This window comes from Segatella copri, assembly GCF_009495355.1.
In the GTDB taxonomy this organism is placed as follows: domain Bacteria; phylum Bacteroidota; class Bacteroidia; order Bacteroidales; family Bacteroidaceae; genus Prevotella.
The window spans coordinates 58,094-75,200 of sequence record NZ_VZAD01000020.1 but is presented as its reverse complement, the minus strand read 5'-3'; the positions used below and the strand labels follow the sequence as shown (position 1 = coordinate 75,200).

Genomic DNA, 17,107 nt, shown 5'->3' with positions numbered 1-17,107 from the left:
AAAGATGTAAAACCGTACAAAAGCGAGGGGTGTATGATTGTGCTATCGGAAATTTTGTTTATCTTTGTACACACCTGCTTGGGACGCCTATACAAATAGGTACGCGAGACACAGGCAAACCATGCGGCTTGGGCGAGACAGAAAGTCGTAATTGAGACAGAATAGAGACTTAAACAAACTTGAATAAAATAAAAACTTGAATAATAAGAAACCATCAACCAACATGAAACAAACTAAATTGAAAACTATCGCCGTCGTATCGGCTTGTATGATGGGGCTGTTGTCCTTATCAGCGCAAGGAATGATGCAGCGCACTGCCAACTACCAACCCGACGGCAGAGGTTTTAGCTGTGTGAATGGCAACAATCGTTATACACGTGCCCTCTATGGCAGTGTGGACGAATGGCGACTGGAAACCAGCGACCGTCCTATATTCGCTGTCTTTAAGAAGAACAATCATCGCAACATCCGTTTCTTCATCAAATGCAACGGTCAGGCTTTTCAGCTCGACTCGGTAGAGTACTGCAAGGCAAGATATGAGGCAGGAAAGCGTGAGTATCTGATGAAGGACAAGCGATGGGGTGGCGGCGTGCTGAAACTCTCGGTGTTAGCTTATCCACAGACGGAAGGTGCAGTCTGGAAATTCGCTGCCGAGAACTTTGGCAAGGCGAAGATAGAGATTGTGGGCATGATATGCGAAACCAAGGTGAGCAAGTTTAAGAGAGCTGGCGACATTGGCAAGTTCGACGGTCCTGAGGCCTTCGATGCGCCAGCCCAGCCCAAGATGCTCTCTACCGTTGCAGGCATTATGCCTCAGAAAGGCGCTGCCGAACTGTATTTCTCCGTCGACAACACCGTCTTGTCGACAGGCAAGAACTCAGAGATGTGCAAGCGTTATCAGGCAGCCGAGCAATGGCGTTCCGACTTGGCTTCTTCCGTCATCTTCAATACTCCCGATGCTTATCTGAATCCAGTTGGCGGAACCATGGTCATGGCTGCCGACGGAGCCTGGAACGGGCAAGTGTGGACGCATGGCGCTGTAGGCTGGAGAATGCCTCTGCCAGGCTGGCGTGCTGCCTATATGGGCGATTTCCTGGGCATGTTCGACCGCCAGCGCATTCATTTCGACGCCTATGCCAAGAGTCAGGTGACCGACATTCCTGTGACCCGTCCTCATGTGATGGACAAGGAGCACAATCTCTCCCGTGGCGCCTACGAATGGGGCACGCCGATGTACAGCAATGGCTACATCTGTCGCAATCCTGAGAACAACAAGCAGTTCCACCATTACGACATGAACCTGGTGTATATCGACGAGCTGCTCTGGCATTTCCAGTTTGACGCCGATACAGCCTATATGCGCAAGATGTGGCCTGTCATCAAGAGTCATCTCGCCTGGGAGAAGAATACCTGGGACCCCGACAACGACGGACTCTACGATGCCTATTGCTGTATCTGGGCCAGCGATGCGCTGCAATACAACAGCGGTGGCGTAACCCATTCGTCGGCCTATAACTACCGTGCCAACCTCCTGGCAGCCCGCATGGCTGAGATGATAGGCGAGAATCCGGCACCTTATCGTGAGGAATCCGACAAGATACTGGAAGCCATGAACAGCCGACTGTGGTTGAAAGATTTCGGCCACTGGGCTGAATATCAGGACTTCATGGGACTGAAGCGAGTGCATAAGGACGCAGCGCTGTGGAGCATCTATACACCGATAGACTGTGGCGCAGGAACTGGCGAGCAGAACTATCAGGCAACGAAGTATGTGGACAGACACATCCCGCGCGTACCTTATATATATAATGGACAGGAATATCAGACGGTGAGCACATCCGACTGGTCGCCTTACGAATGGAGCATCAACAATGTGGCAATGGCAGAGGTGATGCATACTGTGCTGGCTTATTATCAGGCAGGAAGAGTAGAGGAGGCTTACCGACTGCTGAAAGCCAATGTCCTCGACTTCATGTATCTCGGCAGCAGTCCGGGCAACTTCGGACAGTTGTCGACGATGGACCGTGCCACAGGCGAGGGCTATCGCGACTTCTCTGATGTGACGGGCATCTCGTCGCGTGCGTTTATCGAAGGCCTTTATGGCATCACGCCCAATGCCTTAGAGGGCAAGTGCATCATCCGTCCTGGTTTCCCTGCAGCATGGGACAGCGCATCGGTGCATACGCCTTATTTGGACTACTCGTTCAGGAGAGTGGGCGGCAAGGATGTCTTCGATATCGAGCAGAACTTTGCCCGTCCGCTGCAGATTGTGATACGTCAGAATATGGGTGGAGGAAAATATACAGACACCGAGCTGACAGCCGACAAGCGTCAGCACGTGGAGCTGGCAACCATCAAGCCTGTTGACGACGATGAGGCTGAGGCAAAGAGAACTTACACCTTGGCAGATGCCGTGGCAGAACAGACTGCCGACCGATGGGGAACGATGACAGGTGTGGGCAATGACTTCGACCAGCTGAACGACGGAAAGCGAAGAATGGTGAACATGGATGCTGCCTTCAATTCGGAAGTGAGCGACATCTTCAAGAACCAATACCTCACGCCACGTTCGCCCTACACCACACTCTGTGTGCCTACGCAGGGAATGGGCGACTGGTGCTCAACGAAGAAACTCGCCAAGATAGACGACTCCAAGTTGCGCAGCATGGTGAAGAACGGAACTTTGGAGACCTTGCCGGGCTTGTCGTTCCGCACACCTGCTGAGGGTAAGAATATAGCCTACACCAGTTTGTGGGACAATTATCCCGACAGCATCACCATTCCTTTGTCGGGCAAGGCTTCGCATGCCTATCTGCTGATGGCAGGCTCTACCAACCCTATGCAGTTTGCCATAGAGAATGCCGTGGTGAGAGTGGAATATACTGACGGCACGACAGACGAGCTGATGCTTGTTCCACCCGTCAACTGGTGTCCTATCGAGCAAGACTTCGTGGAGAACGCTGTGACTTTTGCCATGCCTGCCGTTCGTCCTTACCGCATAGGTCTGAATACAGGTATTGTAAGCCGTCATCTTTTCCGCGACTCCCACTATCAGGAGGCAGCCACTGCCGGCGATCTTCCCGATATGAAGCTGGCGATGTGTGCCCTGCCTGGTGGCGCTGCCACGATGCTCGACATGCCTCTCAACGCCAAGAAGAAACTCCGTTCGCTGACTCTCCGCGCTTTGAGCAACGAGGTGGTTGTAGGACTGATGGGAGTTACACTGCAGAAGTAAAAACAGCTTTCGCAAATGGGGGAGTTAAGTTAAAGAAGTTATAGAAGTTAAAGTCATATGCTTTATGGCTAAGTATTCAATCAAAAAAGGCTGTGTCTTTGGGAAGAATCCCTTTGACACAGCCTTTCGTTTTTGTATGTAGTATTGTAGTAGAAGATTACTTAACCATGATCTTCTTGATAGAACCGTCGCTCATCTTCACGATGTTGAGTCCCTTGTTGAGCTGGGCGTTGCGAACACCGTTTACGCTGAAAATAGCTTCAGTTTTGGCTGATGAGTTGGCATTGATTTTGTCGATACCTGTTGGAGTGCTGTTGAGGTAAGTCTTGATTTCCTCGATGATATTGCTAAGAACCATTTGGTCTCCATTCTCGCCTTCGTAAGATGCATAGGTTGCCTTAGCTTTGTCAGAAAGAATTTCTTTCAGCTTGGCAAGTAAAGTCACGTTTGCTTCCACTTTTTCGTTGCTGGCATAATTTTTAGCTTCATTGTATTTTGCCTTGTAGTCGAGATAAGCATTTTTCTGAGCTTCAGAGATGAAAAGCCAGTTGTTGTTTATGTTCTCCTCATTCTCTGCTCCTACGTAAGATGTTCCTTCTACAGAAAAGTAGCGAGTTTGATACTTGGACCAAACTTTTTTTGTGTTTTTGAGTTTATACGCATAGCCTTTGTCTTCTGTAGTTGCATTTACCAAGGTAAAATAAGTATATGTTAAATCGCTGATGTCGCAAAACCATGCTACAACGTCATAGTTCAAAAATAGTTTCTTATTTCCACATGCAAATTTATAAGTGTCATTTTCGTTAGTGATAGTCCAGAGGTTGGCGTTGTTGATGTCCTTCTCTGATGCGCTACGATTATTTTTGATGAAAATTTCAGCGCCGACATTGTAGATATAGGCTTCTGTCAAGTCTGAAATCTGTTCTCCTTTCAACCATGTACTCTCAGATGCAGGAGAATAATCTGTCGAATTAGAGTTTTCTTCTTGAGCATTTACTGTAGTCAAAGCGCTTGCTGTCATTACAGCTGCGAGCATGATGCTTTTGGCGTATTTAGCCACTGTGTAAATCTTTTTCATTTTTACTTTTTCTTTTTGTGATTCTTAATTAAATGTGATTCTTGATTTAAACTGATGTTCAATACAATCGTATGAGAGTGCCGGACGACTTTGATGTATATTGTTATCTTGTTATCTTGTTTACAATTCTGTCCGCACTTTCGTTTTTTGGTGTGCAAAGATACGAAAAAACTATAAGAACGAGTGAGGTTTTGAGAAAAAAGTGCGGAATAAGAGGAAAAATTGATTTTCGTCATGTAAAAAAGCGCTTGAAATGTAGATTTCTGTCACGATAATACAGTAGTTCTTTTTAAAACAATGCTTCATTTCCTTTAAAATAATGCGTAAGTTCTATCAAAACAATGCTGCGTTTGTCGTGAAATACATCTGTGGTAAAAACGAGAATGCCCCCGAAATCACTTCGGAGGCATTCTGTATATTCCTGGAACGATAAACAAAAATAAAGTCCAGGATTTTTGTTAAGATGATGCCAAATTATAAATCCCAACCCACAGCGCTTGCGCCGAGAACAGCTGCAGAGCTGCCGTCGAGAGTTGACACAAGGAACTTAGCCTTGCCCTTGAAGGTAGGCATAACAGAGTTGTCGTAAGACTCCTTGAGAGGTTTCATCAGCAAGTCGCCAGCCTTGGTAAGACCGCCGAAGAAGACGAAAGCCTCAGGAGAAGAGAATGCTGCGAAGTCAGCGCAAGCCTCACCCAGCATCTTGCCAGTGAAGTCGTACACGCGCTTAGCCAGGGCGTCGCCCTTGCCGGCAGCAATACTTACCTCGTAAGAGGTGATGTCCTCAGGTTTCAACTCACGGAGCAGTGAAGGCTCATCGCTATTTTCGAGGAATTCGCGTGCAGTACGAGCCACACCAGTTGCAGAGCAGTAAGCCTCAAGACAGCCAGTTCTGCCGCAGCCGCATTTACGGCCTTCCTTGCCACGAACCATTACCACATGGCCCAACTCGCCAGCGAAACCATCGCTACCATATACCATCTTACCATCAATAACGATACCAGAGCCTACGCCTGTACCCAATGTGATGTCGATGAAATTCTTCATACCACGAGCTACACCGTATGTCATCTCGCCCAATGCTGCAGCATTGGCATCATTGGTAAGCGCTACTGGGAGTCCGCCAAGAGCCTTGCTGAAGAGATCTGCCAAAGGAACTACACAAGTGTGAGCCCAGGGCAGGTTGGGAGCGTACTCGATAGTACCCTTATAGAAATTGGCATTAGGTGCTCCGATACCCATAGCCTTGATTTTCTCAATACCACCAACAGTTTCGATAATAGGTTGTAGTGCTTCGACAGCTGCCTTTACGTAATCATTCACGTTGTCATAACCACCGGTCTTGATGGCTGTAGTAGCCTTGATCTCACCACGTGCGTCCACGATACCGAAAACAGAGTTGGTGCCACCAAGGTCCAAGCCGATTACATACGGCTTCAATGCATTTTCTGTCATAATTGTTTATGTTTTTTAATAAGTTAGAATTTTTAAAATTTGATGGCAAAGATAAGAAAAAAAATGCATCGAACAAACTTTTAGACAGAAAATTTGCATTGTATGACTAAAAAATTGTATCTTTGCACCTCGGTATGAATTCATTGTTTCCAATAGAGATAAACATCCTTGATTTTATTTTCAAGGGTATTGTCATAGGTATCATTGCCTCTGCTCCCATGGGTCCAGTAGGTATTTTGTGTATTCAGCGCACGTTGAACAAGGGGCGCTGGTATGGTTTTGTGACAGGCATCGGCGCTGCTTGCAGCGACATCGTGTATGCCATGTTTACGGGTTTGGGTATGAGCTTTGTGATGGATTTTGTCAACAATGCCCAGAACAAGTTCTATCTTCAGATTTCGGGCAGCCTGCTACTGCTTGTCTTCGGAATATATTGCTTCAAGAGCAACCCGATGAAGAACATGCACAAGAGCAGCAACAAGCAGGGCACCTTGTTCCACAACGGACTGACGGCCTTCCTCGTCACACTCTCCAATCCGCTCATCGTGTTCCTCTTCATGGCCACTTACGCGCAGTTTGCCTTTGTGGTTCCCGACATGCCTATCGAGATGGGCGTGGGCTATCTCAGCATCGTGTTTGGCGCCTTGCTGTGGTGGTTTGGTCTTACCTGGCTCATCGACAAGATACGCGGCAAGTTTGATACCAACGGCATTCTTATTATTAATAAGGTGATAGGCAGTGTGGTGATCATCTTCTCGCTGATAGCGCTGATAGGCACGGTGTTCAACCTGTATCATCTGCCCGAGTTTTAGGCTGTCCTACGGGGCGTGTGCCCGGAAAGATTACATGAGAATATTATTTTCACAAAATATATGTTTGTAGCACAAGAGTTAAGAAAGAAAAGTATCGCCGAATACCTGTTGTATATGTGGCAGGTGGAGGACATTATCCGTGCCTATGGCTGTTCGCTGCCCGTTATCCGCAAGCAGTATATCGACCGTTTCGACTATACCGACGAGCAGAAAGCCGAGGAGCTGGACTGGTTTGGCAACCTCATCCGCATGATGAACGAGGAAGGAAAGCGCGAGTATGGACATCTCGATATCAACCGCGTGTTGCTCAAGGACGTCATCGACTTGCACGGAATGCTGCTGCAGAGCAGCAAGTTCCCCATCTATAATGCCGAATACTACAAGGTGTTGCCCTACATCGTAGAGCTGCGCAACAAGGGCGACAAGGATGTGAACGAGATAGAAACCTGCTTAGACGCACTCTATGGCGTGATGATGCTCCGCCTGCAGAAGAAGGAGATAACGCCCGAGACAGCCCGTGCCGTGACCGAGATCAGCACCTTCGTGGGCATGCTGAGCGATTATTACCTCAAGGACCGTACAGAGGGCTTGAAGTTTGACGACGACATGTAGTGTTTAATTTTTAGGATATACATATTTTAATATAATATACAGAACTTGAGAAAAGTTCAAAATATATATACAACGAGATGAAAGAGATTGAAAGAAGAAGAACGTTTGCCATTATATCTCACCCTGATGCAGGTAAGACCACACTGACCGAGAAGTTCCTTCTCTTTGGTGGACAGATACAGGTGGCAGGTGCCGTAAAGAACAATAAGATACGCAAGACAGCCACTTCCGACTGGATGGATATAGAGAAACAGCGTGGTATTTCTGTTTCCACGTCGGTGATGGAGTTCGACTACTTGCCCGATGGCGAGCATGGCGATCCCTACAAGGTGAACATCCTCGATACTCCCGGTCACCAAGACTTTGCCGAGGATACTTACCGCACACTGACAGCCGTTGACTCTGCCATCATCGTGGTCGACTCTGCCAAGGGTGTGGAGGCACAGACCCGCAAGCTGATGGAAGTGTGCCGCATGCGCAATACGCCTGTTATCATCTTTATCAACAAGATGGACCGTGAGGGCCGCGATGCCTTCGATGTGCTCGACGAACTGGAGGAAGAACTCAAGATCAAGGTTCGCCCCCTGAGCTGGCCTATCGGACAGGGTGCCCGATTCAAGGGTGTGTACAACATCTATGAGCAGCAGCTCAACCTCTTCACTCCCAACAAGCAGCGTGTGACCGAGAAGGTGGAGGTGGACGTCAACTCCGAGGCGCTCGATCAGCATGTGGGTGAGCGTGAGGCTGCCCAGTTGCGTGAGGACCTGGAGCTGGTCGACGGCGTTTATCCAGCCTTCGATGTGGAGACTTATCGCTCTGCTGAGGTGGCACCGGTGTTCTTCGGTTCTGCGCTCAACAACTTCGGTGTGCAGGAACTTCTCGACTGCTTTGTCAAGATAGCACCGTCGCCCAAGCCCACACAGGCCGAGGAGCGACTTGTGGAGCCTGAGGAGAACAAGTTTACAGGCTTCATCTTCAAGATAACCGCCAACATCGACCCCAACCACCGTTCATGTATTGCCTTCTGCAAGATTTGCTCGGGCAAGTTTGTGCGCAATCAGCCTTACCTGCACGTACGATTGGGCAAGACCGTCCGTTTCTCTTCGCCCACGCAGTTCATGGCGCAGCGCAAGAGCACCATCGATGAGGCTTATCCAGGCGATATCGTAGGTCTGCCCGACAACGGCATCTTCAAGATTGGCGACACGCTCACCGAGGGCGAGCAGCTGCACTTCCGTGGTTTGCCTTCGTTCTCGCCTCTGCTCTTCAAGTATATCGAGAACGACGACCCAATGAAGAGCAAGCAGTTCCAAAAGGGATTGGAGCAGTTGATGAACGAGGGTGTGGCACAGCTGTTTGTCAACCAGTTCAACGGCCGCCGCATCGTGGGAACCGTAGGACAGTTGCAGTTCGAGGTCATCCAGTATCGTTTGGAGAACGAGTACAACGCCAAGTGTCGCTGGGAACCTGTCCACCTGCACAAGGCTTGCTGGATAGAGGCCGACGATGAGCAGGAGCTGGAGAACTTCAAGAAGCGCAAGTATCAGTACATGGCCAAGGACATAGAGGGCAGAGACGTGTTCCTCGCCGACTCGGGCTATGTGCTCAGCATGGCACAGCAGGACTTCGAACATATCAGGTTCCATTTCACTTCGGAGTTTTAAGGAATGATGAGGCGCGGACAACACAGAGGCTGATGCCATATTCCTTGGTGAAAGCGTTGTGGCAGTCAGAAGATAAAATCCGTGTAATCCGCCTAATCTGTGCCAAGATAAAATAATAAAGGATAATATATATATTAATGGATGACGATATTTTAGAAGCAAGGAAAAGTTGGGTCGACAAGATGGTGGCCTGGCAGAAGGAACATATTTCCGACCGCCAGATGACACTCATCCTCGCCTTTGTCATCGGGGTGCTCGCCTCGGTGGCAGGCTATTTCCTGCATGGAATCGTGCACGAGATACAGATTCTGCTCACATCGGGATTTGTCAAGAACACGTACAACCTGCTCTTCCTGCTCTTCCCAATCGTGGGCATTTACCTCACGTCGCTCTTTATCAAGTATGTGGTGCGCGACAATATCTCGCATGGTATTACCCGCGTGCTCTACGCCATCTCTACCAAGAACTCCAAGCTGCGCGGCCACAACTGCTGGTCGTCGGTGGTGGCTTCTGGCATCACCATTGGCTTCGGCGGTTCTGTGGGAGCCGAGGCGCCTATTGTGCTTACCGGTTCGGCCATCGGCTCCAATCTGGGACAGATCTTCCGCATGGACAAGAAGACGATGATCCTGCTGGTGGGCTGCGGAGCCAGTGCTGCCATTGCCGGAATCTTCAAGGCACCTATAGCCGGACTGGTCTTCACGCTCGAGGTGCTGATGGTCGACCTGTCGATGGCTTCGCTTCTGCCCATCCTCATCTCGTGTGTCACAGCTACCTGTTTCACCTATATTCTGATGGGCTCTAAGTCGCTCTTCGACTTCACGCTCACCTCGCCCTGGGTGCTCGACCGTGCGCCGGTATGTATCCTGTTGGGCATCTTCTGCGGCTTTGTCAGCCTTTACTTCATGCGCACCATGTCGGCTTGCGAGGGCATGTTCGCCCGTCTGGGCAAGCATCCTTATGCCAAACTCCTCTTGGGCGGACTCATCCTGAGCAGCCTTATCTTCCTGTTTCCTTCGCTCTATGGCGAGGGCTACTCGGCTGTCAACATCCTGCTCAAGGGCAGGACAGAGGCAGAGTGGGGGCAGGTGATGAGCAACTCGCTCTTCTATGGCAACAGCCATCTGCTGCTCGTCTATATCGGACTCGTCACCCTCACCAAGGTGTTTGCTACATCGGCAACCAATGGCAGTGGCGGTTGTGGTGGAACCTTCGCACCTTCGCTCTTTATCGGCGGTTTTGCGGGTTTCTTCTTCTCCCGCTTCTGGAATGCCAACGAGATAGGTGTCTATGTGCCCGAGCAGAACTTCACGCTCATGGGCATGGCAGGCGTGATGACGGGTGTGATGCATGCACCGCTTACGGGCATCTTCCTCATCGCCGAACTCACGGGAGGCTATCAGCTCTTCATGCCGCTCATGATCGTCTGCATCTCGTCATACCTCACCATCAGCATCTTCGAGAGCCACAGCATCTACGCCCTGCGACTGGCAAGAGAGGGCAAACTGCTCACTCATCACATCGACCGTGCGGCCCTCACGCTGATGAGCATGCAGAGCGTCATCGAGAAAGACTATCATCCCATTCATGCCGATCTGCCTATGGGCAAACTCGTGGCTGAGATAAGCCGCAGCAACAACAACTTCCTGCCAGTGGTCGACAAGGGAGGCGTACTTCTGGGCGTGATAGATATCACCCGCATCCGTCACATCATCTTCAGGTCAGAGCTTTACAACCGTTTCACCGTGCGACAGCTCATGTTGCAGCCATCGGCTGTACTTTCCGACCACGAGCCGATGGACGAGGTGATGAAGAAGTTTGACCAGACCGATGCGGCCCAGCTGCCTGTGGTCGACACCTCCGGCGTGCTCGTAGGCTACATCAGCCGTACCAAGGTGTACTCGGTGTATCGCAAGATTGTGGCCGATATGTCGGCAGAATAACTTTAACCCAACTGTTATGGAGAAGAAAGATTTAAGAATCGTTTTTATGGGAACACCCGAGTTTGCGGTGGAATCCCTCAAGAGCCTCGTAGAAGGCGGATATAATGTGGTGGCTGTGGTTACTCAGCCCGACAAACCCGTAGGACGCCATCAGGACACGCTGCAAGCGCCTCCTGTCAAGCAGTATGCCTTGGAGCAGGGCTTGCCCGTGCTGCAGCCTGTCAAGATGAAAGATCCCGAGTTCGTGGAGCAGCTGCGTGGCTTCCGTGCCGACCTTCAGGTGGTGGTGGCTTTCCGCATGCTGCCCGAGGTGGTGTGGGCCATGCCCCGTTTCGGCACGTTCAATGTGCATGCAGCCCTGCTGCCTCAGTATCGTGGCGCGGCGCCTATCAACTGGGCAGTCATCAATGGTGAGACGCAGACTGGTGTCACCACCTTCTTCCTCGATCACGACATCGACACCGGACGCATCATCATGCAGGAGCCTTTCGCTATTCCCGACGATGCCGATGTGGAGTATGTCTACGACGGACTGATGCACCTCGGTGCCGGTATCGCGCTCAAGACCATCGACAAGCTAATAGCTGCCGATGGCAACATCGACTCCATCTCGCAGGACGAGTTGGTGGCAGAACAGCAGGAACTGCATCATGCACCCAAAATCTTCAAGGAGACCTGTCGCATCAGTTTCGGCCAGCCAGCCAAGAATGTGTACGACTTCATCCGCGGTCTGTCGCCTTATCCTGGCGCATGGACCGAGATACAGAAGGAGGGCGGCAAGGCTCAGGTGCTGAAGGTTTTCAAGACTACGAAGACCGGCAAGGCACTGGCAGCAGGCATCGCTGTGGGTTCGCTTCGTGTAGAGGGCAAGAGCCTGCTCGTGGCTTGTGCCGACGAGTGGCTGCAGCTCGACACCATTCAGATAAGCGGCAAGAAGCGCATGGAGGCACGTGACTTCCTCAATGGTATGCGCGACATCGAGCAGTATAAAACCATTTAGTAACATTATACATATTATAATATCAGCATTATGACACAGCAAGAAGACATTAAGAATGCAGTGGAGTGCATGCGAAAGGGTGGAGTGATACTCTATCCCACAGATACGGTATGGGGCATCGGCTGCGATGCCACCAATGCCGAGGCAGTAGCAAAGGTTTATCAGATCAAGCGTCGTGACGATTCCAAGGCGCTCATCTGTCTTGTAGACAGCGCTGACCGTATGGCGCGTTATTTCCGTAATGTGCCTCAGGTGGCGTGGGACTTTATCGATGCAGCCATGCCTGTGAAGCCTACAACCGTCATCCTTGACGATGCTACGGGCGTGGCCAACAATCTGGTGGCAGAGGATGGCAGTCTGGCCATGCGTGTCACCTTCGAGCCTTTCAGCAAGGAGTTGTGTTACCGCTTCCAGAAGCCTTTGGTCAGTACCAGCGCCAATGTGAGTGGTGAGCCTGCGGCACAGAATTATTGTGATATTTCGCCCGAAATCCTGGAGGCTGTCGACTATGTTTGCTGGAGTCGCCGCCAGGAGCACAAGCCCCACACGCCTTCCAGCATTGTGAAACTGAGCAAGAATGGCGAGGTGAAGGTGATAAGATAATCGCTTCTTCATCAGTACTCAATATTCTGTAAGTTGCAATATCGTAAAATGTAATATAGTTTTACTGAATATTAGCTTATCTGAATCTTGTCATTTTTGTCAAAGTCATTTTTGTCATTTTCGATTTTGGAAACGAAAAAAGTTCTTTAAATAATATATATTTATAGAGCGAAAAATGTTGTTTTTGATTTTGAAAATGACAAAATGACAAAATGACAAAATGAAAAACCTGCACTCATGCTCCCGCGAGGTCGTCTATTAAGACCAAGGGAGGTCACAATAGATGACAGGCGCCGGTCGTCTATTATGACCCCAAAAGGTGTTAAGAAGAGCCCAAGAAAGATGGAAGCCTAAAAAACGCAGGGCAGGGAGGCGAGCTGATACAGGATGGTTTTTGCCATGCGCTCATGACCCGGATCGTTGGGGTGGAGACGGTCGGTGTCGGGCTTGTTGAAAAGCTGAGCGCCCGCATCGTAGAGAGGGAAAAGACCCGAGAGGGCATTGAGGTCGATGACGGGAACAGCCCACACGTTGCCTACCTCCTTGACAGCCTTGACGTACTCGTCGAAGAAGACACCACGGGCATTCTCATACATCTCGTCGGGCTGGATGTTCTTCTCGCCCGAGCAGAAATAAGCACGGTGGACAGGCGTCATCACAACGATTTGCTTGGTGGGATACATCTGCTTGAGTTTCGACATGGCGATGTTGATGCGGCCCTTGAGCGTGTTCTTGTCCATGGCAAAGTGGCGGTGACGGCGCTGCACCATCTCACCAGGTTTGTGGCGTGCCACTTTCACACTGTCGAAAGTCTCCGTGTACCATTCGCCTACGGGAACGCCATTGTTGAAATCGTTGGTTCCCATGAAGATGAGGATGGCGTCGAAGTCATCGCCATGTTCAGCCTTGAGTTTGTCGGCCTGGCGGGGAATGTCGTTCCACTGTCGTCCGCTCACACCGTAGACGTAGGGCGTGATGCCGAGCCACTGCTGCAGGAATCCCCAGTATTTCACCTTTGATGCCTTGATGTTGGGGTCGGTGATGGAGTCGCCGAAGTAGGCCACCCGTTTCCCCTGCCAGGGATGCTGGAAGGTGAGTTGCTGTGGGGTGTTGGTTTTCTGTCTCTTGGCTGCCTGTGCTGGCACGGTGAGGGTGAGGAGCAGTAGGGCTGCTGCAAGGATTTGTTTCTTCATATCGCTTAGTTTTAATTTGTTCCTTACTGGCAAGGTTTTTACGCTTGCGTTGGATTTCTTGTTGTTCGAAGGGCAAAGTTACACTTATTTTTTGACAAGGCATTATCTTTTTGGGAATAATCGATGGATGAAAGTTTATTTTTTTGTAATTTTGCAGCCGCGTTTTTAAGTTTCATGTAAAAAGACAAATAGGATGACATTTCGAATGAGTGATTTGAGCGACTTGGCTCGCAAGCGAGTGGCTGTGGCTGCTTATTATTTTGTACCGGGACTGGTGTTTGCCAGTTGGGCAAGCCGTATTCCGGATGTGAAACATCTGCTGCATCTCAACAACGGACAGTTGGGCAGCATTCTGCTCGCCATCCCTTTGGGACAACTGCTGATGATGGGTTTCTCGGGCGTGCTGGTGAGCAAGTTGGGCAGCAAGAAGATGTTGGTGGTTGCCGAGGTGTTTTATGCCGCCGTGCTCCTCGCTATGGGCTGCAGCAGCACGGTTTTTCATCTTACACTGTCCCTTGTGGGTTTCGGCATGATGGCGAACCTGATGAATATTGCCACCAACACACAGGCGTGCTTAGTGGAGAAGTTGTATGGCCGCAACATCATGTCGTCGTTTCATGGCCTTTGGAGTCTGGGTGGTTTTGCGGGCGGCATCGTGGGTGCTGTGTTTGCCAATACGGTTCTGCCGATAGAGGCTCATTTCGGAACGGTGCTGGCATTGAGTCTGCTGATCCTGGCAGCTGGTTTCCACTTCCTGGTGAACGACGAGCAGGCGAGGGCTGAGGAGGAAGACGTGCCCAAGTTCTCGTTCAGAACCATCGACCCTGTGCTCTTCCTCTTAGGTCTGATGGGTTTTGCCGGAATGTTCTGTGAGGGGACAGTCTACGACTGGAGTGGTGTGTATTTCACTTCGGTGGTGAAGCCCGACGAGGTTTTCATCCGTGCAGGTTATGTGGCAGGCATGGGTGCCATGACCTTGGGACGTTTTCTGGCCGACGGTTTCGTGACGCGCTATGGCGCCGCCAGAGTGCTGAAGGTTTGCGGACTGCTGATTCTGTGCGGACTGCTTCTCGCCACGTTGTTGCCTTACCTTGTTACAGCCACTCTGGGCTTTCTCTTGGTCGGTTTCGGCATTTCGTCGTCGGTGCCTATCTGCTACAGCATAGCGGGCAAGTTGGGCACTGTCAAGGCGAGCATCGCCATCACCATCGTGTCGAGCATCAGCTTCTTCGGTTTCCTGGTAGGTCCTCCTGTCATTGGATGGCTTGCTGAAGTTTCTGGGCTACGCATGGCTATTAGTATAGCTGCTTGTCTTGGGTTAATGATAGCATTTGTGGCAACAAAGGTGAGCAAGCGAATTTCCATTGATACTGATAGCAGGGCGAACGCATTTTGATGCGTCCGCCCTGTCTATCAGATAGGCTGCAACTTCTCATCGAAGACGGGAACGATAGATGGGTGGAAAATGAAGTAGGTTATCTGTAAGAATTTCCCGAAGCTGAGGCGTTATAAAGAACGAGTTTTCTTTACATTAGCTTGCCTGAGATTCTCGTATTTTCAGACGCTTATTGTTTCTTTGAGAATATCGCAAATACGAAGAAATGTAGGAACTTACTGGTAATCAGACGTTTGAGATTTCTTGACAAGACGATGCTGTTGAGGAAAATCTATAGTTGTACGACTATAACCCCTATAGTTGTACGACCATAACTCTACAGTTGTACAACCATAGCATGTATAGTCGTACAACTGTAACTTTATAGTCGTACAACTATAGGTCTTGTTCTTAATATAGAGCAGAAAACGGGGATTTCCTGCCTCTCATTCCCCTTATTTTTATCGCTATATTCAATATTTGTAGGTATATGAAATTTGGTTATAAATATTGACGGAAGGTGTGTCATAAGTTAATGATTCACCCTTTTTTGTTTGTTGGAATGTTGCTGATATAGGTATAGGGCATTGAATTGTAGCCATGGAATAGAAATGTGGAAGTAATTTTCTCTCGGCAATGGCAGCGTTCAATGCCTTTTTTGTCCTTCGGGATAAAAAACATCGCTAAAAGTTTGGCGGTATCAAGAATATAGCTTACTTTTGCGGTCAGAGTTGGAGCAGGCGGAAAAGAACGGCTGCGATGAAGACTCAAATGAATGAGCGTATTGAGCGTTAGTCTTGAAATAGAAATGTGGAAATTTCAAAATTCAACTATGACGAACAGCAATACGGCTCACGCTATGGGATTATTGCATCCTTTCCTCTGTAGGGGGAAGGTGTCGATATACCTTTTGGCGTGGGCTATTGTTAGTTGCTAGTTGAAAGGTCTTTCCACAACCTCTATTTCGGCGACCGAACAATAGTCCCACGCTTTTTTCATTGAAAACTTAATGGCTATAGCTACTTCTGGGAACAAGTCAGCGAAGTAAATGATAAATATGGAAAGTCAATTCATTGTATTCAATACAAAGACGGAACTTTTAAGATTAGATGTTTCCAAAATTGTTTATTTCGAAGGAGATGGCAATTATACACAGATTGTTACTATTAACAAGCTGAAGGCTGTTGTTTGTTTGAATTTGTCTCAAATGGAGAAGTATTTGGCAGAGCATCTTGTAGATTGCAAGAGTATTTTTATGCGAGTGGGAAAGCGCTTTATCATCAACACTGGCTACATCTATCAGGTCAATACGCAAAAGCAACAATTGATATTATCCGATTATGAGCATTTTGCTTTTGCTTTAGGAATTTCTAAGGAAGCCTTAAAGCAAATGAAGGATTTACTCATAACTAAAAAATAAACTAATCAAGCAAAGAATTTTATGGAATTAATCATTGGACGTGATGTTAGTACATCTCGATTGAGAATAACGATGGGACAACAATCCAAGACTTTTGGGGGTGCTGGAAGTGTTCCTATGACTGTGAGCCGTCAACATTGTAGTTTGACCATTAATCCAGATGGTTCTTATAGAATTACGAATCTAAAACCTCAGAATGTTACTTTTGTCAATGAAGTGGAAATAATGGCAAAGACTATCATGGAAAAGGATAAAATAGAACTTGGTCCAAGTAAGTTTTTAGTTAGTTGGGATTGGATAAAGAGTTTTGTTCCTCAAATGGTAGATTTTCGTCCATTGCAGCGTGTTTGGGAAGAATATGATGAACATAAACTTGATCAGCAAATTGCTGACCGCAAGTTTAATTCTCTTCGTGGCATCACTGGTTTGATTACCATGGGAGCCATCGCTTTGAGCATCATTTTCCCAGAATTTAGAGAGACTCCTCTTTATATAGGTTTGTATCTATTAGGTATTTTGATTTCTGTAGGCTTTACTGTAAAGGCATATAAGGATTCTTCTAAGGGACCGTTAAGGCAGAAGCAGTTGACTGAAGAGTTTCAGCTGCATTATGTTTGTCCTCATTGCCATCACTTCCTGGGCTTTCAGTCTTATGAAGTTTTAATGCAGAATGAGGCTTGTCCTTATTGCAAGGCTAAAATCAAAAAGTGATTTTGT

At 48.8% G+C, this 17,107-nt stretch carries 13 protein-coding genes; 10 read left to right on the top strand and 3 right to left on the bottom strand.

Going from position 1 to position 17,107, the window contains the following annotated elements; translation table 11 throughout:
• The first annotated feature begins 223 nt into the window (after positions 1-223).
• On the top strand, positions 224-3,235 hold the full coding sequence (locus F7D20_RS02285; RefSeq protein ID WP_158462675.1) for a DUF4450 domain-containing protein: 3,012 nt from the start codon (positions 224-226) through the stop codon (positions 3,233-3,235).
• Positions 3,236-3,392: 157 nt separating this feature from the next.
• Here F7D20_RS02285 and F7D20_RS02280 read toward each other — a convergent pair whose 3' ends face one another.
• A complete protein-coding gene (locus tag F7D20_RS02280; RefSeq protein ID WP_158462674.1) occupies positions 3,393-4,313 on the bottom strand; it encodes a hypothetical protein in 921 nt (306 codons plus the stop codon).
• A gap of 474 nt (positions 4,314-4,787) precedes the next feature.
• Positions 4,788-5,768 carry an ROK family protein gene (locus F7D20_RS02275; RefSeq protein ID WP_158462673.1) on the bottom strand — a complete coding sequence of 327 codons (981 nt, stop codon included), beginning with the start codon at positions 5,766-5,768 and terminating at the stop codon, positions 4,788-4,790.
• 134 nt (positions 5,769-5,902) lie between these two features.
• Here F7D20_RS02275 and F7D20_RS02270 point away from each other — a divergent pair, with 134 nt between their 5' ends.
• From F7D20_RS02270 to F7D20_RS02245, 6 genes are all read left to right on the top strand, one after another.
• The gene (locus F7D20_RS02270; protein ID WP_158462672.1) at positions 5,903-6,580 is read left to right on the top strand and encodes a LysE family translocator; all 678 of its coding nucleotides are present in this window, start codon (positions 5,903-5,905) and stop codon (positions 6,578-6,580) included.
• A gap of 60 nt (positions 6,581-6,640) precedes the next feature.
• Positions 6,641-7,192 carry a DUF4924 family protein gene (locus F7D20_RS02265; protein ID WP_022251868.1) on the top strand — a complete coding sequence of 184 codons (552 nt, stop codon included), beginning with the start codon at positions 6,641-6,643 and terminating at the stop codon, positions 7,190-7,192.
• A 77-nt stretch (positions 7,193-7,269) separates the two neighbouring features.
• On the top strand, positions 7,270-8,856 hold the full coding sequence (locus F7D20_RS02260; protein ID WP_158462671.1) for a peptide chain release factor 3: 1,587 nt from the start codon (positions 7,270-7,272) through the stop codon (positions 8,854-8,856).
• Positions 8,857-8,993: 137 nt separating this feature from the next.
• Entirely contained in the window at positions 8,994-10,799 is a 1,806-nt protein-coding gene (locus tag F7D20_RS02255) for a chloride channel protein (protein ID WP_158462670.1), read from the top strand.
• Positions 10,800-10,815: 16 nt separating this feature from the next.
• A complete protein-coding gene (gene fmt, locus F7D20_RS02250) occupies positions 10,816-11,799 on the top strand; it encodes a methionyl-tRNA formyltransferase (RefSeq protein WP_158462669.1) in 984 nt (327 codons plus the stop codon).
• A gap of 30 nt (positions 11,800-11,829) precedes the next feature.
• On the top strand, positions 11,830-12,402 hold the full coding sequence (locus F7D20_RS02245) for an L-threonylcarbamoyladenylate synthase (protein ID WP_158462668.1): 573 nt from the start codon (positions 11,830-11,832) through the stop codon (positions 12,400-12,402).
• Between the two features lie 350 nt (positions 12,403-12,752).
• Here F7D20_RS02245 and F7D20_RS02240 read toward each other — a convergent pair whose 3' ends face one another.
• On the bottom strand, positions 12,753-13,595 hold the full coding sequence (locus tag F7D20_RS02240) for an SGNH/GDSL hydrolase family protein (RefSeq protein WP_158462667.1): 843 nt from the start codon (positions 13,593-13,595) through the stop codon (positions 12,753-12,755).
• Between the two features lie 193 nt (positions 13,596-13,788).
• Here F7D20_RS02240 and F7D20_RS02235 point away from each other — a divergent pair, with 193 nt between their 5' ends.
• The 3 genes from F7D20_RS02235 (at position 13,789) to F7D20_RS02225 (ending at position 17,101) form a co-directional block, all read left to right on the top strand.
• On the top strand, positions 13,789-14,991 hold the full coding sequence (locus tag F7D20_RS02235; RefSeq protein ID WP_158462666.1) for an MFS transporter: 1,203 nt from the start codon (positions 13,789-13,791) through the stop codon (positions 14,989-14,991).
• 1,036 nt (positions 14,992-16,027) lie between these two features.
• The gene (locus F7D20_RS02230) at positions 16,028-16,390 is read left to right on the top strand and encodes a LytTR family transcriptional regulator DNA-binding domain-containing protein (RefSeq protein ID WP_228114077.1); all 363 of its coding nucleotides are present in this window, start codon (positions 16,028-16,030) and stop codon (positions 16,388-16,390) included.
• Between the two features lie 21 nt (positions 16,391-16,411).
• Positions 16,412-17,101, top strand: coding sequence for an FHA domain-containing protein (locus F7D20_RS02225; RefSeq protein WP_158462664.1), 690 nt, complete (start codon positions 16,412-16,414; stop codon positions 17,099-17,101).
• Positions 17,102-17,107 lie beyond the last annotated feature (6 nt).

Coding starts and splice junctions, on each gene's coding strand:
- F7D20_RS02275 (WP_158462673.1), bottom strand. CDS start 5,768: ATGACAGAAAATGCATTGAAGCCGTATGTAATCGGCTTGGACCTTGGT.
- F7D20_RS02230 (WP_228114077.1), top strand. CDS start 16,028: ATGGAAAGTCAATTCATTGTATTCAATACAAAGACGGAACTTTTAAGA.
- F7D20_RS02265 (WP_022251868.1), top strand. CDS start 6,641: ATGTTTGTAGCACAAGAGTTAAGAAAGAAAAGTATCGCCGAATACCTG.
- F7D20_RS02255 (WP_158462670.1), top strand. CDS start 8,994: ATGGATGACGATATTTTAGAAGCAAGGAAAAGTTGGGTCGACAAGATG.
- F7D20_RS02245 (WP_158462668.1), top strand. CDS start 11,830: ATGACACAGCAAGAAGACATTAAGAATGCAGTGGAGTGCATGCGAAAG.
- F7D20_RS02225 (WP_158462664.1), top strand. CDS start 16,412: ATGGAATTAATCATTGGACGTGATGTTAGTACATCTCGATTGAGAATA.
- F7D20_RS02280 (WP_158462674.1), bottom strand. CDS start 4,313: ATGAAAAAGATTTACACAGTGGCTAAATACGCCAAAAGCATCATGCTC.
- F7D20_RS02240 (WP_158462667.1), bottom strand. CDS start 13,595: ATGAAGAAACAAATCCTTGCAGCAGCCCTACTGCTCCTCACCCTCACC.
- F7D20_RS02235 (WP_158462666.1), top strand. CDS start 13,789: ATGACATTTCGAATGAGTGATTTGAGCGACTTGGCTCGCAAGCGAGTG.
- F7D20_RS02285 (WP_158462675.1), top strand. CDS start 224: ATGAAACAAACTAAATTGAAAACTATCGCCGTCGTATCGGCTTGTATG.
- fmt (WP_158462669.1), top strand. CDS start 10,816: ATGGAGAAGAAAGATTTAAGAATCGTTTTTATGGGAACACCCGAGTTT.
- F7D20_RS02260 (WP_158462671.1), top strand. CDS start 7,270: ATGAAAGAGATTGAAAGAAGAAGAACGTTTGCCATTATATCTCACCCT.
- F7D20_RS02270 (WP_158462672.1), top strand. CDS start 5,903: ATGAATTCATTGTTTCCAATAGAGATAAACATCCTTGATTTTATTTTC.